Here is a 25116-nt window from a genome sequence, read left to right as displayed (position 1 = left end):
CTTACTGCCAGACCCTCACGTAGTCGACCCTGACCTGGGAACCGGCGCCATACACGTGCGTGTTGCTGTCGCCGACGTTGAGGATCAGGTAGTGCGGGGCGCCGCCGTCGTTGGTGCTGTACGAGCGGACGAGCTTGCCGTCGAAATAGATGTCGTTGTGGCCCGGCTGCCGGTTGACACCGTAGGTGTGGTAGCCGCCGGCCCACGTGCCCGCGATGGTGCCGGAGTTGCTGGCCCCGGAGCTCGAGTGGTAGTTCGTCGTCATGGTGCCGAGGCCTTCGGCAATGTCGATCTCACCGTTGGTCGGCCAGCTTTGACCGTCGGTCCAGAACGCTGGCCAGTTGTAGACGGTGGAGCCCGAGCCCGGGAAGTAGATCCGTGCCTCGGCGTAGCCATAGGTGAACTGGAAGCCCGTCTTGGCACCGCCGCCCGGGTTGGTGCTCACAAGGGCGCCGTCAGTCGAGGACGCCAGGTTCAAGACGAGCTCACCATTGGAAACGCTGACGTTTGCGGGGTTGCTGGTGACGTTGTTCATTTTTCCGGTCGGGCCGAACCAGTCCGGTGCCCACTTGTTCGTGTCCAGCGCGGAGCCGCTGAACTCGTCGTCGAACGCCATCGTCCAGTTGCCGGCCACACCGTTCGGCTGGGGGGTGCCGGTGAGCGCGAGCGTCGCGCCGGTGGGTGACGTGGTCGCTGTCGGCGTCGCGCTCGACGACGTGGGGGACGGTGACGACGTGGCCGTCGACGTGGGGACCGGCAAGAGCGACTGCGTGGCCGTGGGCGTGGGCGTCGACGTGGAGGTCGGGGTAGCGCTCGCCGTGCTCGTCGGGGTCGCCGCAGCGGCGGTGCTGCAATTTGAGTGCAGGCATTTCTTGGAATTGCTGGCGGTCTCGAAACTGTTCGATGCGGACTGGCTGGCCTGGACGCCTGCCGTGAGGGCGACAGCCCCTACGGCGAGGAGGGCGGGCAGCATGAGTTTGCGTTTCGTGATCATTTCGTAATGCTCCAAGCGTGTCGCGTGCCGGTTACGGGTTTAGGTGCGTGTAACGTGTGAAGGCGTGCGGTCCCGGCGAACTGCATGCCATGTTCTGTTGGTGATTGTTCGGTGTTGTTCCCGCACGAGGGCGTGCGCCATCACCTCGCCGAGGCTCGGCAAGCTGTGCAGGTCGATGTCAACGGTGATTTTTCGAGTGCCGGCCACATACGAGGGCGGGGCACCTCTGGGGGAGACCTTTCAGTGTCGGTACAGGGCAGACGGCGAGGGGGTTCGGCGGTCGCCCAAACGTGGGCAACCTCCCCCCTATGCCTTCTGATCGACACCGGAATCCCGGCTGGATCAGCCCGTCTCGAACGTCTTACGGGACATGCTTGGTGACCCTATCAAGCCGCGTGCGATCTCGTCACACGAGTTGACAACGTGCGTTTGTTCACTTTTGGGACTTAGGCTGGCCGAAACATGGCGCGGTCCAACCGCGTCAACGCGGGGATTCTGCGGGTTGGGCGGCCGGGGCGCGGTCGCAAGGTCGGGGTCCCCCACGGGACGTAGAATGCGGTGCTGGGGGGTCTAAAATGTGATCTAGATCACACTCTTAAGCTGCTCTGTTACTCAACTGTGACCATGCTGTGATCTTCGGCATGCCTCGATCTCTGGGCAGGCTAGCTGTGCTTTGGGAGCATCTTTCCAGAGGTTTCTCAGAATGCGCGGCGAAGGTGGATGGCATGACACGGGTGCGGGGTGCCGCGGCGGTGCTGGTGGCAGGGGTGGTCGCAGGGCTGCTGGCCTCGTGCGGGAGCGGCGGGAACGCCACTGCCACGAGCTCGGCACCGCCAACGCCGTCGGCCAGCAGCACCGGCTCACAAGCGTCGGCCGATCCCAGTTCGCACGCTTCGGGATCGGTGCCGCGGCCCAGCCACGTGGTGATCGTCGTCGAGGAAAACCACTCAACCGGCAACGTCATCGGCAACGCCGCGGCGCCGTACATCAACTCGCTGGCCAGCCAGAACGCGTTTTTCACCGATTCCGCGGCGGTGGCACACCCCAGCGAACCGAACTACGCGGCCCTGTTTTCCGGATCCACGCAAGGCCTCACCGACGACTCTTGTCCCCACACTTACGTGGCGGGCAACCTCGGGGCGCAGCTCGCCGCCGCAGGGCAGACGTTCGCGGGCTATTCGGAAAGCCTCCCAAGCGTGGGGTTCCTCGGCTGCACGGCCGGGGACTACGCCCGGAAGCACGCGCCCTGGACGAACTTCCCGTCTGTCCCGGCGTCCGCCAACTTGCCGTTCACAGCTTTTCCGACGGATTACAGCACGCTCCCGACTGTGTCGATTGTCGTGCCGAACTTGGCCAACGACATGCACAACGGCTCGGTGCATACCGGCGACACGTGGCTGCGCGACAACCTCGATGCCTACGCGCAATGGGCAACGACGCACAACAGCCTGCTCATCGTCACGTGGGATGAGGACGACGACCATTCCGGCAACAAGATCCCCACCATCTTTGCAGGGGCACACGTCAAGCCGGGCAGATACAGCGAGCACATCGACCATTACCGCGTGCTGAGGACCATCGAGGCGGCCTACGGGCTCGAGCCCCTCGGCCACGCCGCGGAAACCCAGCCGATCACCGATGTCTGGTCCTGACAGGCACAGAGGCCGGGCTCCCCGCTGTGGTGGAGCCCGGCCTCTGTCGGTGTCAGGGCGGCCCGTGGGCAGCTCAGCCTGCCGGCTTCAGTGCGGTACGCCAAGCGCCGACCGCGCGGGCGGTGGACAGTGTCCACGTGGCGGTTCCGCTTGCGCCTGCGGTCGCCTGCGTGAGGTCGGCGAGTTCGCCGATTTGGCCTCCGGCCACCTGCCAGCACTGGGTCCATCCGTTCGGCGGGGAGATTCCCGGCACTACGGAGTCGAGGCCGACTCCACCAATCAGGAGCGCGCCACTGCTGACCGTCGTGATGCTCGGAAGGGTGATGCTCGTGGCGCTGTAGGTGCCGTCCACCGCAGTGGCAACGCCGGTGTCAAGCGGTGTCGTGTTGTTGACTCCGCGGTACGCAGTGACGCCGGCGCCCCACTTCACCGCGGCGCTCAGGGTCCACAAATAGCTCGATGGTTCTGAGGCGCCGGCGACGTGGTAGTAGGCGAAGACCCGTGCTCCGGACGTCGCAGAGGCGTTGATGCTCAGACCGTTGACGATCGGGGTCCAGCCGGCCGGAACTGACGTCACGGACGGGTTCAGGTCCGTGGTGATCGAGGCGACGAGGACGTCCCCTGCCGACGTGCCAGACGGGGCGGTGAGGGCCACGGTGCTGGCGGCAGTGCCCGCGTAGGAAGGGGCGGAGCCGACGACGCTGATCCCCTTCACGGTGATGGTCGTGGTGGCGGAGGACGACCCGCCGGCGTTGCTGGCGGTCAGCTTCGCGGTGAAGGTCCCGCCGGTGGTGTAGGTGTGGTTGGGGTTCTGCAAGGTCGAGGTGCTTCCGTCGCCGAAGTCCCAGGCCCACGAGGTCGGAGAGTTCGTGGAGGTGTCGGTGAAGCCGACGTTGAGCGGCGCGGTCCCCGAACTGGGGCTGGCCATTAAGGACGCGACGGGCGCGGGGACAATCGGCCGGTCGGAGAACCAGTATTGCTTGGCCACGTCATCGCTGGCCATCACCACGATGCCGGTGGCGCTGGTCACGCTCTGCTTCGTCGTCGTCACGTCGTTCAGGCTCGAGTTGGAGGGTTCCTGGATGACGGGCGTTCCTCGGCCGGAGCCGAAGACCGGGTTGTCCATGGACGCGGTCTTCTCGTAGATGCTCCCGGCCACGCCCGAGTACGCGCAGCCGGCCACCGAGGTCGGCGGTGCGGTCTGGAAGGCGTGGACGAGGTTGTTCGTGGTGTCCAGGACGATCTGCGGGCGGGTCACGCAGTCGCCCGTCGTCGAGATCGTGGCCTGGGTGAATGACCCGGTGCCGGGCTTGAAGGCCAGCAGGATGAGCTGCGGCAGGGTGGGGTCGGTTGAGGTGTCGTTGAGGCTCGTCTTGACTGCGGCGAACACCCGCCCGGCGCTGTCTGCCTGCAGCTGCTTGAGGTTCAGGTGGTCATCGGCCAGGGCCTGGCCCTGGCCCTTGAGCGCGGGCTGGAAGTTCCACGACGAGGACGCGGTCGGATTGGTCCCGTCGGTGCGCCAGGCCCACCAGACCGTTCCCGCGAGCTGGTCGCTCCACATCACGCCCAGCTTGTTCTTCCCGAAGGCGACGATTCCGGAGATGTCATCGGGGGAGGGGTTCGGGTTGGACACGGGAAGCACGAATGGGGTGGCCCAGCCGGTGCCGCCCGGGCCCGAGTAGTTCGCGTAGACGGTGTTGGTGAAGCCGCTGGTCGAGTTTCCGGACACCTGGGTCCACGTGGCCCAGATCGCGCCCGTGGAGTCCTCGTCGATGGTCATCGACTCGCTGCTGTTGTTGCTGATCGCGGCGGGGAAGCCGCCGTCCAAGGTGTAGGTGCCGTTCGAGTAGCTGTAGCGGTACAGCAACGCCGGCTGCCCCGGAACGGACGCCACGGGCGCCTCGTTGGTGGAGACGGTCACCACGTGGGAGGCGATGTACAGGTGGCTGCCGTCCCAGAGGGCATCCGCGAGGGTGGAGCCGCGAGGGTCGTTCAGCACGCCGGTGTCCACCCAGGTCTCGGTGCCCCGGTCGAGGCGGTAGATGTGCCAGCCGCTCCCGGAGGCCCACAGGTCCGCCCACCACGAGCCGTCGTTCCACCACAGCTTGCTCTGGGGCTTGTCCGACGTCGGGGGATTGCTGACGCCGGAATAGGTGATGCTCGCAGAGCCATAGGTGGTGTCTGCTACCGCAGCGCCCGGCTGACCCAGAAGGCTAGTGGCGACGGTCATCGACAGGACGAGGACCTTGCACAGCCAGCGCGAGGAACGTCTGAGGATCATCACCGGTCTCCTGTTCCATCTCGACCCCGAGACCGCGCCGAGGCGCAGGCCCCCAATTCAGTCCAGTGAACACAACGCCGCTCCGGACCGCACGAGTACCCGGTACCCGAATGGTTTTCTCCGCACCACCGCGCGGGCACTAGGTACACCTAAGCGCTGTGGTCGGGGCATAGAAAGCCGGGCCTCCGCTTCTGGGAAGCCCGGCTCGTTCTGCCTGCAGGTGCTCAGCCTGCCGGTTTGAGGGCAGTGCGCCACGCGCCGAGCCCGCGCGCGGTGCTCAGGGTCCACGTGGCGGTTCCGCTCGCGCCTGCATTCGCCTGCACCACGTCGGCGAGCTCGGAGATTTGGCCCCCGGCCGCCTGCCAGAGCTGCGTCCATCCGCTGGGCGGGGAGATGCCCGGCGTTGCGGCGTCGAGGCCGACTCCGCCGATGAGCATCGCCCCGTTGGTGGCCGTGGTGATGCTCGGGAGAGTGATGGTCGTGGCGGTGTAAGTGGTGTCGACGGCGGTCACGACTCCCGTGTCGAGGGGAGTCGTGTTGTTGACGCCGCGGTACGCGGTGAGGCCGGCGCCCCACTTGACGGCGGTGCCCAGCGTCCACGAATAGCTCGACGGTTCGGAGGACCCCATCACGTGGTAATAGCTGTAGATTCGGGCGCCCGATGTCGAGGAGCTGTTGACGCCGAGGCCGTTGACAATGGCGGTCCAGCCAGCCGGAACCGAAGCCATGGAAGAGTTCAGGTCTACTGTGATCGCTGCGACCAGGACGTCTCCGGCCGCCGTCCCGGAGGGTGTGGTGATGGACACCGCTCCGACGGCGGTCGCCGAGTAGGTGGTGGTGGAGCCGACGACGCTGATCCCATTCGCGGGCGGGGCCGTGTTGACGGTGATGGTCGTCGTGGCGGAGCTTGAGCCGCCGGCGTTGCTGGCGGTCAGTTTCGCGGTGTACGTCCCTGCGGCGGCGTACGAGTGGGTGGGGTTCTGCGCGGTGGACGTGCCGCCGTCGCCGAAGGCCCAGGCCCACGACGTCGGCGAGCCGCTTGACGTGTCCGTGAACCCGACGCTCAGCGGCGCGACGCCTGACGTGGGGCTGGCCGTGAAGGACGCCACGGGCGCGGCCGGGGGCGGGGCCGTGGTGACGGTGATGGTCGTCGTGGCGGAGGACGACCCGCCGGCGTTCGAGGCGGTCAGTTTCGCGGTGTACGTCCCTGCGGCGGCGTACGAATGGGTGGGATTCTGCGCGGTGGACGTGCCGCCGTCGCCGAAGGCCCAGGCCCACGACGTCGGCGAGCCCGTGGAGGTGTCGGTGAAGCTGACGTTCAGGGGAGCAACACCCGACGTGGGGCTGGCCGCGAAGGACGCCACGGGCGCGGCCGGAGCAGGGCCGAGTGGCCGGTCGGAGAACCAGTAGCGCTTGGCGACGTTGTCGCTGGCCAGAGCGACAATGCCGGTGCTGCTGTTCACGCTCTGCTTGGTCGTGGTGACGTTGTTCATGTTGGCCGAGGACCCATCCTGGATGACGGGCGTTCCGCGCCCGGAGCCGAAGACCGGGTTGTCCATCGACGCAGTCTTCTCGTAGATGCTCCCGGCCACGCCCGAGAACGGGCAGCCGGTCACCGACGTCGACGGTGCGGTCTGGAACTCGTGGACGAGGTTGTTCGTCGTGTCCAGGACGATCTGCGGGCGGGTCACGCAGTCGCCCGTCGTGGAAATCACCGAACTCGTGAAAGCGCCCGTGCCGGGCCTGAACACGAGCAGCAGCAATTGCGGCAGGGTGGGATCGCTCGAGGTGTCGTTGAGGCTGGTCTTGACTGCGGCGAACACCCGCCCGGCGCTGTCTGCCTGCAGCTGCTTGAGGTTCAGGTGGTCATCGGCCAGGGCCTGATTCTGGCCCTTGAGCGCGGGCTGGAAGTTCCACGACGAGGACGCGGTCGGATTGGTCCCGTCGGTGCGCCATGCCCACCAGACCGTTCCCGCGAGCTGGTCGCTCCACATCACGCCCAGCTTGTTCTTCCCGAAGGCGACGATTCCGGAGATGTCATCGGGGGAGGGGTTCGGGTTGGACACGGGAAGCACGAACGGGGTGGCCCAGCCGGCGCCGCCGGGTGCCGAGTAGTTCGCGTAGACGGTGTTGGTGAAGCCGCTGGTCGAGTTTCCGGACACCTGGGTCCACGTGGCCCAGATCGCGCCCGTGGAGTCCTCGTCGATGGTCATCGACTCGCTGCTGTTGTTGCTGATCGCGGCGGGGAAGCCGCTATCCAAGGTGTAGGTGCCGTTCGAGTAGCTGTAGCGGTACAGCAACGCCGGGTCTCCTGGAACAGCGGCAACGGGCGCCTCGTTGGTCGAGACGGTCACCACGTGGGAGGCGATGTACAGGTGGCTGCCGTCCCAGAGGACATCCGCGAGGGTGGAGCCGCGAGGGTCGTTCAGCACGCCGGTGTCCACCCAGGTCTCGGTGCCCCGGTCGAGGCGGTAGATGTGCCAGCCGCTCCCGGAGGCCCACAGGTCCGCCCACCACGAGCCGTCGTTCCACCACAGCTTGCTCTGGGGCTTGTCCGACGTCGGGGGATTGCTGACGCCGGAGTACGTGAAGCTGGGTATGCCGTAGGTGGTCGCAGCCTGGGCAATCCCGGACAGGCCGAGCACGCCGCTCCACGCGACGAGGCAGATGACGATGAACTGGCTGGTCCAGCGTGAGACTCTATTCATCACATGCCCGCTAACTTTTCGACACACAGCCATGCCAAAAGTCACCCAGCCACCAAAGAGGATAGGCGCACGCCGTCGCCAGCGCAATGGGCGGGAACGTCTCAGCGCATCCTTGCGTAACCCCGCAGCCGCTCCGAGTAGCAAGGCGGCGGATCGGCGAGTACCGGCTTGGGGACCTCGGGAGTACTGGCTCCAGCACAGTGCGGGGACAACGGGTATGGGCTACTCGTGACACTCCCTGTACCGGAACTTACGCTCAATTGCAGGGGTGGAGTCAGAGATTTGTCTCTGGCGCCGCTCTTCACATATCCGCAGCTTTAGCGGGTTATCTGGGAAGCCTGCTTGTCATGAAGTGGTGAGGCTTGTGTCCATTGCCAACCAAGTTCCATATTCCCTCTCTCAGCAGGAAATGTCTTCGCCCGCGGCATCGGTGAGCGTCGTGATTCCCACCCTCAACGAGGCCATGAACCTCCCGTGGGTGCTGCATCGCATGCCTTCGTACGTGGATGAAGTCATCATCGTGGACGGGCGTTCCACGGACCTGACGGTCGACGTCGCCCGGTCTCTCCGTGTGGACGTCGTCGTGGTTGCCGAGCCCCGAAAGGGCAAGGGCATTGCGGTTCGGTCGGGCTTCGCTGCAGCTACAGGCGACATCATCGTCATGCTCGACGCGGACGGAAGCATGGACCCGCGCGAGATCGGGTGGTTCATCGCTCCGCTCCAGCACGACTATGACTTCGTCAAAGGTTCACGGTATGTCACGGGCGGCGGCTCGGAAGATATCACGTGGCTGCGGAGCCTGGGCAACCGGACGCTTACGCAATTGGCCAACACCGTTCTGCACAGCCATTATTCCGATCTCTGCTACGGCTACATTGCGCTGCGCAGGGAGTGCGTGCCGGTCCTTGAACTGGAATCGGACGGATTCGAAATTGAAACCGAATTGATCGTCCGCGCGGCCAGGGCAGGCCTCCGCATCGCAGAGGTGCCCAGTATCGAGCTCGGACGCATTTCTGGCGCTTCGAATTTGCGGACCTTCCGCGACGGCTGGCGAGTCCTGCACACGCTCGCTCGGGAATGCACCACCTGGGAGGCTCCGACAGCCGGCGCCCGCCCCGAATCCCTTCGCCACGTCAAGTACACCTATCCGGATGTCCATTTCCCCCGGACACCCACCGATCCGAAGAGCGTGCTCTCGCTGGCGGAAGGAATCTAGAATGCCCGGCGTTGCTGAACCTCCTACGGTTTCCGTCGTCATCTGTTCCTACACGATGGATCGCTGGGATCTGTTGATCAAAGTGATTGGCTCCGTCCAGGAGCAGACGTACTCCGCCCAGCAGATCGTGGTGGTGGTCGACCACAATCCCGACTTGTACAAGCGGCTCATCGCCGCTGTGCGGGACGCAACTATTGTGGAGAACTCAGGTCCCCGGGGGCTTTCTGGGGCCCGGAATACCGGAGTGGGATTGGCGCGCTCGGAGATCGTAGCCTTTCTTGACGACGACGCCGAAGCGGCGCCCGATTGGCTTGAACACCTCACCGCCTTTTATGACGACCCTGATGTCTTGGCGGTCGGCGGTCGCGTGGAGCCCGTGTGGGAAGCCGGCCGACCTGGCTACTTCGGGGAAGAGCTGGACTGGATCGTCGGCTGCACCCACCGCGGACTGCCCAGGATCGCGTCAGAGGTGCGGAATGTCATTGGTGCCAACATGTCATTTCGGCGTGACGTCCTCCTCCAGGTCGGCGGCTTCAACGTTGCGCTGGGCCGGAAGGGCTCGGTGCCCCTTGGCTGTGAAGAGACCGAGATCTGCATTCGGTCGACCGTGGGCGCTCCTGGATCACGCGTCGTCTATGAGCCCGCTGCCGTGGTCCGTCATTTCGTGCCCGCGACCAGGGGAACGCTCAAGTACATGGTGGCCCGCTCGTGGTCCGAAGGGATTTCAAAGGCCCAAGTGAGTCAGCTCGTGGGTCACAAGAGGGCGCTGGGCCCGGAACGCCGGTATGTGAGGCGCGTGCTGCCACGAGCCGTTTTCTCTGGTCTCGGCGACTGGGTGCTGAAAGGCCGGCGTGAAGGACTCGGCCGGGCGGGAGCCGTCGTTGCCGTTCTTGCGTTCACAGCGGCCGGCTATGTCAGGGGACGCCAGATCGCGCACGCCGATGCGGGACTTTCGGCTCCACCTCTGCGAGCTCAGTGGAGGGAAGCTCAATGAGCGAACGCACTAGTGACCGTGCCCCCGCGGCCGAATACGCCGGCGCCCTTGCGCTGGCACCGGCTATGGAGAGCATCAGCCCACCAGAGTGGCCAGGAGCCCGGTGGGTCGGCGCCGTCGACCTTCGGCCCCTTGCCCACTACACGCATCTCACGTTGCAGAATTCTGTGGGCTATGACCGGGCACGGTTGCTGGTGCGAGAGGGATCGAGTGTTCGAGGCTTCGTGGAGGTCGACGCTCCTGGCGGGATTGTCAGCTGCCGTGCCCTCGAAGAAGCCGCGGCAGTCTTGCCAGCGGTGAACTCGACTCGAACTGCCGCGGTGGCGCCATCGATAACGGTGGTCGTCTGCACGAGGGACAGGGCAGCGCACCTTCGGTCCTCCCTGAGCGCGATTCTCCAGCTCGATTATCCCAACTTCGATGTCTTGGTAGTGGACAACGCCGCAAGGACCACTGAGACCAGGGAGATGGTGCGCAAGGAATTTCAGGACTCGCGCGTGACGCTGATCTCGGAACCTGTTCCGGGCCTGTCGCATGCCCGCAACGCCGGACTGCGTCACGCGCGCGGGGAAATTGTGGCCTTCACGGATGACGATGTGATCGTCGACGGCGCGTGGCTCAAGGAGATCGCGGCCGGATTTCACCGGCTGCCGACTGCCGCATGCGTGACAGGTCTGGTGCCGGCGGGTGAATTGCGGTCTCCCACCCAGGGATTCTTCGAAGGCCGCGTCAACTGGTCGAGTACTGTTGCGCCCAGGGTCTATTCGCTCGCGAATCCTCCCTCCGACCTGCCGAAATTCCCTTTCTGTCCGGGGGCCTTCGGAACGGGAGCGAATTTTGCCCTCCGGCGCGATGTGGCAATCAGCATGGGCGGCTTCGACACAGCTTTGGGCGTGGGGACACGGACCGGAGGCGGCGAGGACATCGACATGTTCACTCGCGTCCTTCTCGATGGCTACACCCTCGTGGTTCAGCCTTCAGCCATCGTCTGGCACCGTCACCGCGACGGGTTGAAGGACCTGCAGGTCCAGGCACGCAGCTACGGCACAGGGCTGGGGGCGTGGCTGACCAAGATCCTCCTGAACCCGCACACCGCGAGAATCGCCGCGGCCCGGATTCCGCGCGTGCTGTGGAACTTCGTGCGAGACGCCCGTGGATCCCGCCGGTCGGGCGGACAGGAAAGCGCGCTGCCGGCCCCGTGGGCGAGGCAGCTCGCCAAGGTGCTGCTGCTCGAACGGCTCTCCATTGCCCTGGGGCCGGTCAACTATCTGCTCGAACGCTGGGGACAGACCGGGCAGGACATCATGAGCAGTCCCAACACTCCGAGGAGTGCCGAACTCTCATTCATACCTATCGGGGAGGTTGAATCGGCATGGCATTACCGCTTCAGGACGAGGTTTCTGCACCGGTAGCCCGCGCGAATGCGTGGTGGAAAATCCGGTATCTCGAACTAGGCCTGGCCGCATGCGGTCTGGCGACCGCCGTCCTCATCCTGTTGGACATCGGTGGAGTCCCGTTCGCCCAGTTCAAGCTTGTCGTCTGCCTTGCCGTGCCGGGCTGGGCCGCCATGTCTCGGTTGCGGCCCTCGTTCGACCCTGCCGCACGCGTGGTGTGGACGGTGGCAGTGAGCACAGTGGTCTACACGGTCGTGGCTGTGACCATGGTGTGGACCAGGTTTTGGCAGCCACGCCCGGCGGCCGCCGTCCTGGTGCTGGCCGCCTCGGCCGTTATCGTGATCTTTCCGGCGGACGCCAACTCGGGTTCACGCCATCGTGCCGTCGCGGAGAGGGAGAACGGCGCCCGTCCACGGCCCAACGGGCTTCTTCCTTGGCTGACACTGGGCGTGGCTGCGGTCATGTGGGGCGTTGGCCTGGCCTCCACGGGCCGCGGACGATTGGACGACTTCGGGCTGCTGACGAAGTTCCCCGTCATGTGGTACGTCGCTGTGGGGCTCGTCGTGGGACTCTGCGTGTGGGGGGTCGCGGCGCCCAAGATGTTCTCGGCCCTGTTCATGAGCGTGTCGTTGACTTCACTCGTCGTGATGCTCTATGCCTCCGCGACCCTGCTGGCAGCTGTTCCACGGTACCCCTGGACCTACAAGCACATCGCGGTCACCAATTTCATTACAGCAAATGGCTCCGTGGATCCCTCGATCGACATCTACAACCGCTGGCCGGGGTTCTTTTCCTTGAGTGCCTTTCTCGGCGAGGTCATGGGCTATCGGAACGCGCTCGACTATGCCGCGTGGGCGGAGACCGCGTTTGCCCTCGTTGACGCCGTGCTGGTACTGGCCATCGCGCGGACGATCTCGAATCGCGCACGAGTTTACTGGACGGCGGCAATCGTCTTCACGGTGAGCGACTGGGTGAACCAGAACTACTACGCGCCGCAGGCCTTGTCCTACTCGCTGTATTTGAGCATGTGCCTCCTTGCGCTCACCTTCCTGAGGGGCGTTCCGGTCAAATGGATGGTCTCGTTCGAAGGAAGGCTCCGAAGCCTGCGGATTGTGAAAAGGCTTAAGAATCGGCCCCTCGCGACGCTCGTGCAGAAATGGGAACAGGCGCCGTCTGCCCTGCAGGGCGCGGCTGTCGCGGGCTTGATCCTCTTTCAGGCCGTGATCGTCGTCAGCCATCAGCTCACGCCGTATATTGCGGTCTTCGCGCTGAGCCCATTGTTCATGCTGGGCTACCTGAAGCCGAAATGGCTGGGGCCGGTGCTGCTGCTCGAGGCAATCGCCTACCTGATTCCAAACGTCGACTTCATTCGAGGCAAGTACGGGCTCTTCAGCGGTTTCAACATCTTTGCCAATACCGGCTACAAGCCTCCGGACACAAACACCATCGCGCAGGGCGCGTGGGTGTTCAGCGGCACCACCTTGGCGCGCGGGGCTGTCGTACTCACCCTCCTCACCGGCGTCCTTGCGCTCGCAGGATTTGTGCGGCGACTGCTCGGAGGCGAGGTTCGCACTACCGTGGCGGTGGCCTGGCTGGCCTTTGCCCCGGCGCTGGCATTGCTAGCGCAGTCCTACGGAGGGGAGGCGCGCTTCCGCGTCTACTTGTTTGCGCTGCCGTGGCTCGCCATCGGCGTTGGCTGGCTGTTCTGGTCCGGTCCCGTACGGTCACGAAGAATGGTGCTCGGTGCGAGCGCGACGCTCGTGGTCATGGCCATGCTGTTCACCGTGGTGAATTTCCAGCCCGAGGCCCAGAACCGCGTTTCCCAGGACGACGTCGCCGCCAGCCAATGGCTCGACGCGCACGTGGGGCCCAACGATACCGTCTTTGATACCAAACACTTCTTCCCCCTTCTGATCGGGCCGAACTACCCCCACTATGTCAGGTGGGGCGGCGTGACCTCATTGCTCGACTACCTCACTGCGTCGAACGGGGATATTACCGTCGCCGGTCTGCAGAAATATGCCAATCATCTCCGTGGGGCGAAGAACAACTACATCATCATCTCCGACGATCTGGAGCGCTGGGCCGTTGAAAGCAATATAACCGAGGCCAGGCTGCTGCCAAAGCTTGAGAAGGTGCTCGCGAGTGGATCCGACGCGCAAGAGGTTTTCAGCAATGGCTCCGTCCGTATCTACAAGGTTGCGGGTTCGGGAGCCAAGTCGAGTTAGGCGTCCGGCCTCGCGGAGGACTCTGATGTTCTCAATCGCAGCGGTGTTCACCCTCATGATCGGATCGACCATGTTCTCACATCTGACAAGGATCTTGCACGCACAGGCCGCGATCGGCCAGGCCATGCCCGTCGGCGACCTGCCGGGTTGGAAGCAGACAGGTGCGCAGGGCTTCGACAAGCCCGCGGGGCTGGGTCTCGTCGGGGAGGTCTACGGTCCCGCCATGCGTGGCTATTCCGATTTCGAGGATTCCTCGGGCAGGGGAATCTATGCGCCCGATTCAGTTCTCTCGGTGGCAGATGGCAAGCTCGACTACTTTCTGCATACTGACCATGGTGCGCCGAGCGTGGCATCGGTCGTTCCTTTTGGTTATGGCGGACAAACCTACGGCCGATATTCGATAAAATTTAGATCCGACTCCCTGCCGGGCTACAAGATTGCCTTCATGCTCTGGCCGGTAAGCGACGACTGGGCCGACGGCGAGGTTGATTGGCCGGAGGGAGGACTGGATGGAATGCCCTACGGGGCCTCAGCGATCCGGGGCTCGCAGGACGAGTTCCGGATGATGTTCGATCCACTTGTTCGCACGTTCGCGCCCAGCGACATGAAGCAATGGCACATCGCAACGACCGAGTGGACTCCCGCTCGCGTCAGGTGGTTCTGGGACGGCGAGCTCGTGGACGAGACTGATCTCCCCTCCGCAGTGCCCATCACACCGATGCGATGGACTCTCCAGGCGGAGACCTCAGTCGGCCCGGGCACGTCGGCTCCGGCGCCCGGTACCGCCGGCCATCTGGAAATCGACTGGGTGGTGCAGTATGCGTACGCACCCTAGACCCCAAAAAAGGCAGGATAGGCCATGGACCCCTTGAATAGCGGCGGGACTCCGCCCTACGACGAGGGCGATGAACCCTTTGCATTGCATCGCGGCGTGGCGCAGGCCTTCCGCGCGCTGGAGAAGTCGGGCCGTGCCTGGATGCTGTTGCGGGGAGAGAACGACCTTCTCCATCCGTCTGGCGACATCGATATTCTCGTAGCCGGCGAGCTTCTGCCCGAATTAGATGGCCTGATGAGCGGCATCGGGTTCCGCCGCGTGCAGGCCGCCGGGCATGGAAGCCATCGGTTCTACTTCACGTACGCCGATCACGAATGGGTCAAGCTGGACATCGTCTCGGAGGTCTCCTTCGGACCGTTCCAGCAGTGGCGGACGTCGCTGGCCTCCGGCTGCCTCAGCCGCCGAATCCAGATTGGTCCCTTGTGGCTGCCCGCGACCGCAGACCAAGCCTGGCTGCAGCTGCTTCACCTCTTCCTGGACAAGGGAAAGGTGGCTCCTGACCGGCGTGACGTCGCGGGCATCGCGGGTGCCATAGCGTCCGTTGACGACGACATTGCGGCATTTGTCGACACCTGCATGGGCTGCGGTACAGCGCCTGCTCTGTTGGATTTGGTCCTTGAGGGAAACTGGGACGAATCCGCGGCCTTCGCAGCCCGGATGAAGAAGGCGTTGACAGCGAGACGGCCCATGAGCACTCGTGTGCGTGGCCTCACCAACCGACTGCTGCGACTGTCCGGTGCGAGGATCCAAGGCCGAGGGGTGACGGTGGGCGTCATGGCCCCCGACGGGGCCGGCAAGACGACGTTGCTCCGTACGCTCAGCGAAGGGGTTCCCCTCCCCAGCAGATACGTCTATATGGGCATGTGGGGAGCTGGACGCTGGGACGTTCTGCTGCGCCGGATTCCAGGCGGACGAACCGGCAAGAAGGTGTTCCGGATCTTTCGCGGCGGTCTCGCCGCCCGATGTCACGGGCTCCTCGGCCGCTTGGTGCTCTTGGATCGGGTCGCGTACGATGCCCTGCTGCCCGGAACGCCTGACCGCAGCCTCGCGGGGAGACTCTCGAATGCCCTTGCCCTGCGGGTGGGACCGGCGCCGGATGTCCTCTTGGTGCTCGACGTCCCGGGCGAGGTCATGTTTGCGAGAAAGGGAGAACATTCGGCAGAGATCCTGGAGGGTTGGAGGCAGGGTTACCTTCAGTTGGCCGACCGGCTGCCCATGGCCCGAATCCTTGACGCCGACCAGCCTCAGGGACAGGTTGCGGCCCTCGCGACGGAAATCGTCTGGCACAGCATCTCGCCCATGGCCCCTCCGGCGGACGAGCCTGCGTCGGTCGACGACGAGGTCCTGCCGCTGCACCTGTGGAGACTCCTCGACTGGCGGTTCCTTCTGCCAGACCTCCAGCCCCGGAGCGTGGGGTACGGCGGCAACGTCGGCCGGAGCATGAAGTCGGCGTTGCGCCTGTTGGATCCCCACGCGGCACCGGTGCGGCCAGGTGGGGGGGCAAGCAAAGACAAGCTGTTCGACCTCGTGCTGCTTGCGGATCCTGACCGAGGGCTCTTCGAAGCTGCGGCGGGAGCGGTACGGCCTGGAGGCTGGATATGCATCAGCGCGAAACGGTCGCTGTGGAGCCGCGGCTCGGGGCCGCGTACTCTCGCAGGCTGGAAGCGCGAGCTCGCGCGGAGCGGTTTCCGGGATGTGTCCGTCTACTGGCATGCGCCCACCCTGGACCGGGCGGCACGCATGGTCCCCACGTCGTCGTCGAGGGCTATCAAGGACACGCTCGCGCTGCACCGCGGCGTCCGCTACGGGCTTGCCAAGGCGGTCGCCGCCCGGATCGCGCTGTCGTTGCGTGTATTCGACGCTGCCATCCCGGAAGGCACCGTGACGGGACGGCGTCCACTTCGGGAGAGTGGCCATGGCCTTCATTGACCGCCTCCTTCGGGACCACTATGACGAGTTGAGGCTCTTCAGGTACGGCGTCGGCCGCACGTGGGACACCGTGCTCGTGACGCCCCGCTTCGTCACGTCGAGGCACGTTGTCGGCCTCGTCTTCGCCATCGGCGCCCGGGAACCGAGCCTTGTGGTCAAGATTCCGCGCCAGCCAGGCGACAATTACAGCGTTCGGCACGAAGCCAGCGTCATCGGTCAGCTCAACGCCCTCGGCATCGGCCGGGAGCAGGGGGTTCCCGAAGTGATCAAGGCGTTCGACGTCGGTGATCACACGGTCCTCCTGGAGACCGCCGTGATCGGGTCTCCCTTGGACCCACAACGCGTGGTCGCAGACTTGGCAAGCGCGGTTCACGCAGGCACGGAGTTCGTTGCAGCCCTGCCATGCACTGCCGCGGCGGCCGTCAATGTCGGCTGGTACGAACGGACTGTCGGTCGGTCGCTCAGCGGCCTTGCGTCGCTGCTGCCGCAGGATTCTGCGATGACCGGACTGGTCGAACGTACGCACGAGCTGCTCGAGCCAATGCGATCCGTGCCGCTGCCCGCCGTGGTCGAGCACGGTGACCTCAGCCACCCAAACCTCATCGTGAGGCCTAATGGCCGGCTGCAGGCGGTCGACTGGGAGCGGTCGCGCACGGACGGGCTGCCGGGACACGACTTGGTGTTCTACCTGCAGTACCTGAGCGAATCGAGCGAACGGGCTTTCGAGCGCGCCGACCAAATGGCGGCGTTCGACAAGGCGTTCGGACCCGAGGGATGGGCTCGTGAGCCGGTGCGCAGGCACCTGCAGCGGCGAGGGGTAGATCCCGCGTTGCTTCCGCTCCTCGTCCTCGCCACGTGGGCTCGGTCCGCGGCCACCTTGGCCTTCCGGCTCGAAGGCCAGACCGCGACGGAGCAAGGCATGGCCGAAACCCGCGCCGCCGTTCTCGCTGACAGGGACTATTGGCTGTGGCGGCACGCCGTCGAGACCATGTCCCCGCGGCAGGGGTTTCCGAGGTAGGCGCTGGTCTTCGGAGGTAGCCTCCGGTCCTCGGAGACTGCCACCGGTCAGCGCCGGCGAGCCAACTGGAGGAGCTCGTCGTGCAGGCCTGGGAAGCCCCACCGAAGGACGCCGTAGGCCACGGCGACGCCCGCGGCGACGGTGAGGATGGTCGTCGTCACCCCGCCCAAAAGCGGAAGGGCCAACGTGCCCAGCCCGGCCAGCGCCGCAGCAGCGCCGCAGACCAGGCCGGGCACGACGGCGCGCAGCAGTTGGCGTGCCCGCAGCTGGATGACGTGGGCCGCCGCCATCTGCATCCCGCAGGCGAACACCACGGCGACAATCATCTGCGCACAGGCGACGCCGATGATGCCCCACTGCGTGGCGAACAGCAGGCACGGAACCAGAAGGACGAGTCGCACGAGCGAGATGCCGATGGAGAGCCCCGGCCTTCCGAGGGCCTTGTAGATGTCGTTGGCCCCAGCGCCCAAGGAGCGTGCCGCCGCATACAGGGCCAGGAATACCAGCGGCACGACGGCGTCCTTCCACTGCGGGCCGAAAAGCACCGGCACGAGCACGGGCGCCACAACCGCGAGTCCCACGCCGGCTGTGACCCCATACAGGGCTTGGAGCCGCACGCTCTTCAGGTAGCCGCTGCGGAGCAGTTCGCGGTCGCCGCGTACCTGGGTGTAGAGCGGGAACATCACGGTCGAGAGCACAAAGAAGACGTTGATGATGACCATCTCGGGCAAGCGGAAGGCCAAAGTGTAGAAACCCAGCGCCTGAGTGCCGAGCAACAGGCCGATGATGAGGTAGTCGACATCGAAAATCAGCCGGGCCAGCAGGGTGCTTCCGGCAACAGGCGCCCCGAAATTGAGGTTGGCGCGCAAAGCGTCCTTGCGAACGCGCCACATCTGCCACGGCCGCTGCCCGGGGAGCAGCAGCCAGCATGAGACCGCGTAGGCCGCGGAGCCTGCCGACGTTCCGATCGCGAGCGACCACGCGCCGACGCCGGCGAAAGCCAAGGACAGAGACACCGCGCCGGTCACGGCCGCGCGAATCATGGGGGCCGCCGTCAACCGTCGGAAAAGGAGGTCTCGGCGAAGCAGCGCCTCCGGGACAGCGGCCGACGACGTGGCCAGCAGTGAGATTGCCAGGACCCGCATCAGCGGAGCGACCTCGGGGACGTTGTAGAGGGCTGCGATCAAGGGCGCCGCAAGGAAGGCCCCAGATGCCAAGGACACCCCGACCATGAGCGAGATCAAGAGCGCGGACCGGGCCACCTCGCCTGTGCGCGGCAGGTAGACCAAGGCTTGGGCCATTCCGGCGTCCGCGATGGTTTCCACGTACGCCATCAGCACTGTTGCCAGCGCCACCAAGCCGTATTCATGGGGAGACAGAATGCGCGCCAGCACGACGATCGTGACGAGGACGACCATCTTCCCTGCCGCGAAGGCGAATCCCTGCCACATGACTCCCCGGGCGCCGGCCCGGGCCAGATCCTCAGGAGCGTAGGTCATCGTGCCGAGGCTCCCGATCGCGGAGGTATGGGGTGCTGCACGCCGAGGTCGTTGTCGCCGATCGCCGTCCGGAGCTCTTCCATGTACTCCCTGGCTGCGTCCTTCCACGTGCGGACTGCGGCGGTTCCGCGCTCCGCGTCGTATGGACTCGCTGTGTTCCTCCCTGATTCCGTCCGTGATGCCGTCAGCCGATCCACGACGAGGGCAACGAGCTCATCCGGGTCTTCAGCGACGAACAGCATCGGGTGCGGTTCCTGCTCGCGGGCGGCCACCGGCGTCGCCACCACCGGGGTGCCCGCGGCGAGCGCCTCGCGCACAGAGTTCCTGATCCCCACTCCATGTTCGTCCGGGAACACCGCCACGTCGGCGCCGTGGAATACCTCCACGACAGAGGGAACGTTCGCCAAGACCTCCACAAGGGGTCCTGACAGGTCGAGTATTCCGGAATCGGGTTGACGGCCGGCGACGACGAACTTCGCTTCGGGAACCTGTTCCCAGACCATCGGGGCGATCTTGCCGATCAAGACTTTGACGCTGTCAATGTTCGGACCGTAGTTGAGGCTGCCGACAAAGCAGACCACGGGCGGCCCCGGCCTCGAGGCCGGGCGGACGGCGTGCTCCGCCCCATTGGGGATGCTCCTCACACGGCGCCCCAGGCGCTCGGACCAATCAAGCGCGTCCTGCGCCCCCACGGTGAGGAGGCGCGCGCGGGCGGGAAGGCGGCCTTCGGCGCGTAGCGCTTGGAATTCCCGAAGACGGTAGGCCGCCCTCAAGATCCTCGGGGCCAGGGCTCTGTCCATCCCTGTCCTGATCGACCATGGGTCCACGGTCTGCAGTACCAGCGGACCGGAAAGGTGGCGGGCGAGGAACAGCACGTGGGGACCGTGGATGAGGGTGGCATCGTTCTGCGCGGACAGTTCCGCGGAGGCGGAGACCGCCTCTGCGGTGTCGCGCTCGTGCATCCCCAGCCCGTTGAGGCCCAAGACCGACCTCGCCATCGCCCGGCTGCGTGGGCGCGGCGCCACGACGTGGACCGCCTCGCAGCGGTCTCGCAATTCGTCCGGAAGTCCCACAGGCCCGGCATAGGTGAGGAGGGTGACTGCCACATCGTCCGGCAGGTTTCGCAGGATCTCGAAGGGAATCATCGAGCTCCCGTCGCCGAACACGGGATCGCGATTGGGCATGTCCTCCGTAATGTACAGAAGCTTCATCGCACGCACCCCTCCATCCCCGGCGCCGTAGACGACGCGGTTGCCCCTGCTCCTACGGTCGGATCTGCCGTCGCGGTGGACAAGGAGAGCCATCCGAAACGGGTCCTCCGCCACGGGGATTCGGGTGATGGCAGTCGTTGGCCCTGATGACGCCCGAGTACGGCTCCGCGGCGCGTGCAAGTAGTCAACTGAGCCCCTCGGCGGGTGTCTGCGTACCCGAGCCACCCACGTACTGCTGGGGCGCTCCGCAAGGCCACAAGTAGTCCACCCGCGTATTCGCTCCGTCGATTCCGCGTACTCCCCAGAGGTGGCGTTCGGCAGGCGCCGCATAAGCCAAGTACCGACTACTGATGACCTGCGTCTTGCCGGCGGCTGTACTGGATATGTGAAGTTCGGTATTCAGCCGAATTGTCCGGGCCACGGGGATTGCTGGGAATTCTCGGGCCCGGAAATGTCCGCGGGCGGGAAATTCGCCCGCGGCGTCTCGGGAATGGGAGTCGGGGTGCATCATGCAGCGGGCAGCCGAGCAGCGGAGGAGTCGGACGGCAATCAGAATGCTGACCTTCGGCTTCGCTGCCGCGCTCGCGGCGACTGCCGTCGCGCATCAGCTGGGGTTGGATGCGCACGAGCAGCTCCGGGCCGAGGTGGCACAGCAGCTGGCCGTCTCGGTCCCGGAGCCCTCGGCATCCCCTACCTCCACGCCCGTTCCGACGACGGCGTCTGGGCCCTCGGCTTCGACCGCCTTCGGCGGACGCTCGTCGTCGACGCCCGAGCCGTCGCGCACGCCGACGTCTTCGCCGACGCTTGCTGCCGCGATGCCACCCACGAAGTTCTCCTGGCCAGCCGCGGGACTCTCGGTCGACGTCGTTCCCGCGGACTGGAGCGCAGGCCAGCTCGTCGATCCCGTCCTCGACGCGAACAACTTCGATCCGGTGGCGCACTGGCTCAAGGGGACCGGCCAGGGCGGGGCTGTCCGCCCCGTTGTGCTGGCGGCCCACACGTGCCACGCCGGCGTGAGGCTGTGCACCGACGCGACGTTCCCGTTCAACCGCCTCAGCTATCCGGGCTGGGCCATCGGCCAGCCAGCGTCTCTCGCCGACGCCAACGGGCGCGTGATTTCCTGCTCGCTCGACAGCCGGAAGGTCGTCGACAAAACACAGGAATTCGCCTTCCCGAATGACCCCTGCCTCGTCGTCGCCTTCTCGTGCAATTACGGGAATCCGGACGCCCAGATTGTTCTGCTGACTTTCCGTTGCGGTCAGTGCACGTGACATTTTGCTTTGCCGGGGGCTTTGGCTCCGGTACCCGAGTCTGAAAGGAGGCGAGCAGCATGAAGCCGATGTCCCTGCTCTCCACGAAATATGCGAGCGGCCTGTTTGTGGCCGGTGCCGTGGCCCTCATGGGCGCCGGAATCGCGACCAGCCCTGCGTTTGCCGCCCCGGGCGCCGCCGATGCCAACTCCATCCCGGTCTGCCACCTCACGGGCTCCGCCGCCCACACCTACGTGCTCATCACGCCCTCGAAGGAATCTGTCGCGAGCTCGCGCACGCTGTACTCGAACGACGTCTACCCTCCCTTCACGTACACCGAGAAGAACGGCACCGTCATCGACGTGCCGGGCCAGAACTGGGACGCCGCGGGTCAGGCGCTCTATGCGAACGGCTGCGCTGCGCCGCAGGGGAGCCCATCGCCGAGCCCGACCGCGACTCCCGTCACGAACCCGACGTCGAGTGCGCCGGCCAGCGTGCCCGCTCCCAGTGACTCGGCGCCGAGCGACCCTGCGCCGAGTGCGCCGCCGTCGTCGGCTCCCGCGCCGAGCGACCCTGCCAGCGTGCCGGTCCCGAGTGATCCGGCCCCCCCGTCCAACGCGCCATCCGACCCGCCGTCGAGCCCTGCGGCCAGCTCTGCGGCGCCCACCGAGGCCGCCCAACTTCCCGATCCGTCGTCCCCGTCGTCGGACCCCGGGAAGTCCCCGACGGCGGCGGCACCTGCGGTACTGCCCGGCGCAGGTGCCCCGTCGTCGACGGATTCCCCGAGCGCCGCGGATCCGGCGCCGTCGTCCGCTGCCGGCGCCGCGGCCGCATCGACGACCGCGGCCCAGCAGGTGCAGGTCCAGCAAGCCGCGGGCGGCGAGGGCCTTGTCAGCCTCCGCGCCCAGACGGCCGCGGGCGTCCAGGCTCCGGACTTCACCGTCTCGAACCTCTTCTTCGCCTCCGGCGCCCTGCTCCTCCTCGGCGCGTTCGGCCCGGGCATCCGGAACCGACGTCGCGGGCGCCACGTCTAGCGACAACTGATCTGGGAGACTGCCGCCCCTGCCTCGGCCGGGGCGGCGGCACGCCCGGGCATCGAGGTCCCTGCGCTCAGGGCGTGAACGCGTCCGGCACGCCGTCGCCGTCCTGGTCGACATTCTCTGCCGCGTCGACGCGCCGATAGTGCCGATTCCGAGCGCGAAGGACGACGGCGGCGAGCACCGCCGCGGTCAGGGAGCCCGCGAGGACGGCGACGGTTGCGTGCTCGTCGTGGGGCGACCCGGCCCCGAAGCCGAGCTCCGCAACGAGGAGCGAGACCGTGAAGCCGACGCCCCCAAGCAGCGCGAGGCCGAACACGTCGATCCATGCGACGTCCGGATCGAGATCGGCGTGCCGGGTCTTGGTCACGAGCCACGTGGCGCCGAAGACCCCGATCGCCTTCCCGAGCACGAGCCCCACAACGATTCCGACCGCGACGCTGTCGGCGAGCGCGCTCCCCAGCCCGTCGAGCCCGCCGACGGCGACGCCAGCCGAGAAGAAGGCAAAGACGGGAACTGCGACGCCCGCGGACAGCGGCCTGAATCGGTGCTCGAAGCGTTCGGCGAGGCCGGGAGCCTCCTCGGATCTCGCACCGGCCTGGGGCCGAACCGGCACAGCGAAGCCGAGCAGCACGCCAGCCACGGTCGGGTGGATCCCGGACGCGTGAACGAGCGCCCACGTCGCGACGGCGAGCGGCACGAGCAAATACCACGCGCGGACGCGCCGCTGGACGAGCCACGCGAAGGCCGCGAGCGGGACGACGGCGACCCCGAGGGCCGCGAAATCGAGGCCGTCGGTGTAGAAGATCGCGATGATTCCGATCGCGAGCAGGTCGTCCACCACCGCGAGTGTGAGGAGGAACGTCCGAAGGGCCGCGGGCAAGTGGGTGCTGATGACCGCGAGGACGGCGAGGGCGAACGCGATGTCCGTCGCCGTCGGCACGGCCCAGCCGCGCAGCGCGGCGCCGCCCGCCCCGAGATTGAGGAGCGCGAAGAGGATCGCGGGCATCGCGACGCCCCCGCACGCGGCGACGACGGGAACGATCGCCGTCGCCGGTCTCCGGAGGTCGCCCGCAACGAATTCACGCTTGAGCTCGAGGCCAGCCACGAAGAAGAAGATCGCGAGGAGGCCGTCCGCCGCCCATGCGCCGAGCGTGAGGTCGAGGTGCCAGGGCGCGTAGCCGAGCCGCAGCTCTCGCAGCGCGAAATACCCGGACGACCACGGCGAGTTAGCCCACGCGAGCGCCACCACGGTCGCCGCGAGGAGCAAGGCTCCGCCGACGGTCTCGCGCCGCAGGATCTCGGCGATGCGCCGGTACTCGGGGTAGCTGCCGCGCGCGAGGCTCAGGAACCGGCGGGCGGAGCTTCCAGGTGGGGTGGGTGAGTGCTCGGGGCTGGGCATGCGGCTCCTGCTGTCTGGGGGGTCTATCGAATGACGCCGACCAGGCTTCCCGGCACACCTCGCCATCAATTCTAGTGCCCGAAAAATCGACTGCTCCGTAACTGTCGTTCTGAACGTCCAGAACGACAGTTACAGAGCAGTCGATGGAGCTAGCCCGCGACGAGCGTCCGTACCCCGACGACCGCGACCGCGACGCCGAGCGTCACCGAGATCGCCACGAGGTAGATGTGCACCATGAGGAAACGCGTCGCGCGGCCGGAGTCATCTCGAGCCCGGGGGTCTTTCATGACACGCCGCAGGAACTGCGGCCACACGACGATGCTCCAGACCCCGGCCACGACGAGCAGCCAGGAGAGGCCAGCGGGAAGCTGCATCAGGCGATCTCGCCCGCGAGCCACGCGGCCGCCTGCGTGGCCTCGAGGTTGAGGGCCTTGCCGACCATGGGCTCGGCGGCCTCGGCGATCTTGCCGCCGAGGAACGGGACCGAGCTCGAGACGGTGCCCGTGAGCTCGATGCGGGTGGTCCCGCCGTCGGCCGCGAGCCGCTGGACCGCCGCGACGTCCACGGGGGCGCCCGCGACCTTGACCGTGATGTCCGCCTGACGCGAGCCGTCCGCGTCGGGCGCGGTCCACGTCTCGACCTGTGTGACGTTGAGGTACTCGCCCACGAACTTCTTCGCGATCTCGGGGAGGCGGCCCGTGGGGACCTGGCGGATCACCGTGGCCCTGAATGCGCCGGCGACATCGCCGTCGACCGTGAAGGATTCGAGCTTTCCGCCCACGAGCTCGCTCACGTGGCGCTGGAACGCCTCGTCGGCGAAGACGGCGGCGACCTGGTCGACGGGGTAGTTGAGGGTGGTGTTTGCTTCGAGCGCCATGGAGTCCTTCCAATCTGGCCTGGCGGGGAGGGTGGCACCCACCATCCTAGAGGTCCGGCGGAGGCGCTTGGCCGTCCATGACGACACCGCGGCCGCCCCGCCGGCGCCCGCAAGGGCCCCGGCTGTATTGGCGAGCACGTCCATCGCCGAGGCCGTGCGCTCCGGGAGCGCGAGCCATTGTGTGAGCTCGATGCCCGTCGAGAGGACGCACCCCGTCCCGGCCGCGGCGAGCACGGCTGCCGCGAGGGGCTTGACAGCGTTCCGGAGCAGGAGGACGCCGATGGCCCCGACCGGGACGAAGAAGGCGACGTTCGCGAGCCATTCGAGGAGCGCGTAGCCGATCCAGGCCGGAACGTGGTGGGCATGGAGCCACGCGAAGGCCTGCGAGATGGTGCCCGAGGCGGGCCGGTCCACGGGAGTCGGCCAGAAGACGACGACGGCGACGAACGCAAGGTACGTCGCGCCCGCAAGCCACACGGCACCGGGCCGGAGGGCAGCGGGGGCGAGCGGGTTCATCTCGGCTCATGCTACCGGCCGGGACGCGCTGGCGCCTTCGCGATAGGCTAGGTGCATCCCCGGACTCCCACGAGC

19 protein-coding genes and 1 pseudogene are annotated in these 25116 nt (G+C 66.4%); 11 read left to right on the top strand and 9 right to left on the bottom strand.

Annotation, left to right across the window (positions count from 1 at the left end; all coding sequences use genetic code 11):
• Position 1: 1 nt before the first annotated feature.
• Positions 2 to 535 (bottom strand): glycoside hydrolase family 16 protein, encoded by a 534-nt coding sequence (locus tag SPF06_RS18310; RefSeq protein WP_323280574.1) that lies wholly within the window; start codon positions 533 to 535, stop codon positions 2 to 4.
• Here SPF06_RS18310 and SPF06_RS18305 point away from each other — a divergent pair.
• Both SPF06_RS18305 and SPF06_RS18300 read left to right on the top strand, forming a co-directional pair.
• On the top strand, positions 492 to 1001 hold the full coding sequence (locus tag SPF06_RS18305; protein WP_323280619.1) for a hypothetical protein: 510 nt from the start codon (positions 492 to 494) through the stop codon (positions 999 to 1001). The genes SPF06_RS18310 and SPF06_RS18305 overlap by 44 nt on opposite strands.
• A gap of 718 nt (positions 1002 to 1719) precedes the next feature.
• A complete protein-coding gene (locus SPF06_RS18300; protein WP_323280573.1) occupies positions 1720 to 2646 on the top strand; it encodes an alkaline phosphatase family protein in 927 nt (308 codons plus the stop codon).
• A 73-nt stretch (positions 2647 to 2719) separates the two neighbouring features.
• On the opposite strand, the gene SPF06_RS18295 is transcribed toward SPF06_RS18300, so the two are convergent.
• Both SPF06_RS18295 and SPF06_RS18290 read right to left on the bottom strand, forming a co-directional pair.
• On the bottom strand, positions 2720 to 4927 hold the full coding sequence (locus tag SPF06_RS18295; protein ID WP_323280572.1) for a PKD domain-containing protein: 2208 nt from the start codon (positions 4925 to 4927) through the stop codon (positions 2720 to 2722).
• A gap of 224 nt (positions 4928 to 5151) precedes the next feature.
• Complete coding sequence (locus SPF06_RS18290; protein WP_323280571.1) at positions 5152 to 7635, bottom strand: PKD domain-containing protein; 2484 nt, start codon at positions 7633 to 7635, stop codon at positions 5152 to 5154.
• A 364-nt stretch (positions 7636 to 7999) separates the two neighbouring features.
• Here SPF06_RS18290 and SPF06_RS18285 point away from each other — a divergent pair, with 364 nt between their 5' ends.
• The 7 genes from SPF06_RS18285 (at position 8000) to SPF06_RS18255 (ending at position 17249) form a co-directional block, all read left to right on the top strand.
• Positions 8000 to 8851 (top strand): glycosyltransferase family 2 protein, encoded by an 852-nt coding sequence (locus SPF06_RS18285; RefSeq protein WP_323280570.1) that lies wholly within the window; start codon positions 8000 to 8002, stop codon positions 8849 to 8851.
• Position 8852: 1 nt separating this feature from the next.
• The gene (locus SPF06_RS18280) at positions 8853 to 9845 is read left to right on the top strand and encodes a glycosyltransferase family 2 protein (protein WP_323280569.1); all 993 of its coding nucleotides are present in this window, start codon (positions 8853 to 8855) and stop codon (positions 9843 to 9845) included.
• Positions 9842 to 11257, top strand: a complete 1416-nt coding sequence (locus SPF06_RS18275; RefSeq protein ID WP_323280568.1) for a glycosyltransferase family 2 protein — start codon at positions 9842 to 9844, stop codon at positions 11255 to 11257. Before SPF06_RS18280 ends, SPF06_RS18275 begins: the two co-directional genes overlap by 4 nt.
• A complete protein-coding gene (locus SPF06_RS18270) occupies positions 11218 to 13467 on the top strand; it encodes a hypothetical protein (RefSeq protein WP_323280567.1) in 2250 nt (749 codons plus the stop codon). Before SPF06_RS18275 ends, SPF06_RS18270 begins: the two co-directional genes overlap by 40 nt.
• A gap of 25 nt (positions 13468 to 13492) precedes the next feature.
• Positions 13493 to 14302 (top strand): glycoside hydrolase family 16 protein, encoded by an 810-nt coding sequence (locus tag SPF06_RS18265; RefSeq protein ID WP_323280566.1) that lies wholly within the window; start codon positions 13493 to 13495, stop codon positions 14300 to 14302.
• A gap of 96 nt (positions 14303 to 14398) precedes the next feature.
• Positions 14399 to 16231 carry a dTMP kinase gene (locus tag SPF06_RS18260; RefSeq protein WP_323280565.1) on the top strand — a complete coding sequence of 611 codons (1833 nt, stop codon included), beginning with the start codon at positions 14399 to 14401 and terminating at the stop codon, positions 16229 to 16231.
• A complete protein-coding gene (locus SPF06_RS18255) occupies positions 16218 to 17249 on the top strand; it encodes an aminoglycoside phosphotransferase family protein (protein ID WP_323280564.1) in 1032 nt (343 codons plus the stop codon). Before SPF06_RS18260 ends, SPF06_RS18255 begins: the two co-directional genes overlap by 14 nt.
• 47 nt (positions 17250 to 17296) lie before the next feature.
• On the opposite strand, the gene SPF06_RS18250 is transcribed toward SPF06_RS18255, so the two are convergent.
• Both SPF06_RS18250 and SPF06_RS18245 read right to left on the bottom strand, forming a co-directional pair.
• Positions 17297 to 18700: a lipopolysaccharide biosynthesis protein gene (locus SPF06_RS18250; RefSeq protein ID WP_323280616.1), complete on the bottom strand. Its 1404-nt coding sequence runs from the start codon at positions 18698 to 18700 to the stop codon at positions 17297 to 17299.
• A 44-nt stretch (positions 18701 to 18744) separates the two neighbouring features.
• Positions 18745 to 20073, bottom strand: a complete 1329-nt coding sequence (locus tag SPF06_RS18245) for a glycosyltransferase (protein WP_323280563.1) — start codon at positions 20071 to 20073, stop codon at positions 18745 to 18747.
• A 440-nt stretch (positions 20074 to 20513) separates the two neighbouring features.
• Here SPF06_RS18245 and SPF06_RS18240 point away from each other — a divergent pair, with 440 nt between their 5' ends.
• Positions 20514 to 21230 (top strand): sortase family protein, encoded by a 717-nt coding sequence (locus SPF06_RS18240; RefSeq protein ID WP_323280562.1) that lies wholly within the window; start codon positions 20514 to 20516, stop codon positions 21228 to 21230.
• A 59-nt stretch (positions 21231 to 21289) separates the two neighbouring features.
• A complete protein-coding gene (locus tag SPF06_RS18235; protein WP_323280561.1) occupies positions 21290 to 22243 on the top strand; it encodes a hypothetical protein in 954 nt (317 codons plus the stop codon).
• A 76-nt stretch (positions 22244 to 22319) separates the two neighbouring features.
• Here the strand turns inward: SPF06_RS18235 and nhaA are convergent, their stop codons facing one another.
• The 4 genes and pseudogenes from nhaA to SPF06_RS18215 all read right to left on the bottom strand — a co-directional run.
• The gene (nhaA, locus tag SPF06_RS18230) at positions 22320 to 23648 is read right to left on the bottom strand and encodes a Na+/H+ antiporter NhaA (RefSeq protein WP_323280560.1); all 1329 of its coding nucleotides are present in this window, start codon (positions 23646 to 23648) and stop codon (positions 22320 to 22322) included.
• Positions 23649 to 23797: 149 nt separating this feature from the next.
• Positions 23798 to 24022 carry an SCO4848 family membrane protein gene (locus tag SPF06_RS18225; protein WP_323280559.1) on the bottom strand — a complete coding sequence of 75 codons (225 nt, stop codon included), beginning with the start codon at positions 24020 to 24022 and terminating at the stop codon, positions 23798 to 23800.
• Complete coding sequence (locus tag SPF06_RS18220; RefSeq protein ID WP_323280615.1) at positions 24022 to 24525, bottom strand: DUF2505 domain-containing protein; 504 nt, start codon at positions 24523 to 24525, stop codon at positions 24022 to 24024. The genes SPF06_RS18225 and SPF06_RS18220 overlap by 1 nt, the downstream gene beginning before the upstream one ends.
• Before the next feature lie 105 nt (positions 24526 to 24630).
• Positions 24631 to 25041 (bottom strand): annotated as a pseudogene (locus SPF06_RS18215) (VanZ family protein); the annotation flags it as partial.
• Between the last annotated feature and the right edge of the window lie 75 nt (positions 25042 to 25116).

It is taken from the genome of Sinomonas terricola, from assembly GCF_034931225.1.
In the GTDB taxonomy this organism is placed as follows: domain Bacteria; phylum Actinomycetota; class Actinomycetes; order Actinomycetales; family Micrococcaceae; genus Sinomonas; species Sinomonas terricola.
The sequence above is the reverse complement of the archived record's forward strand: the minus strand, read 5'-3'. Positions and strand labels throughout refer to the sequence as shown.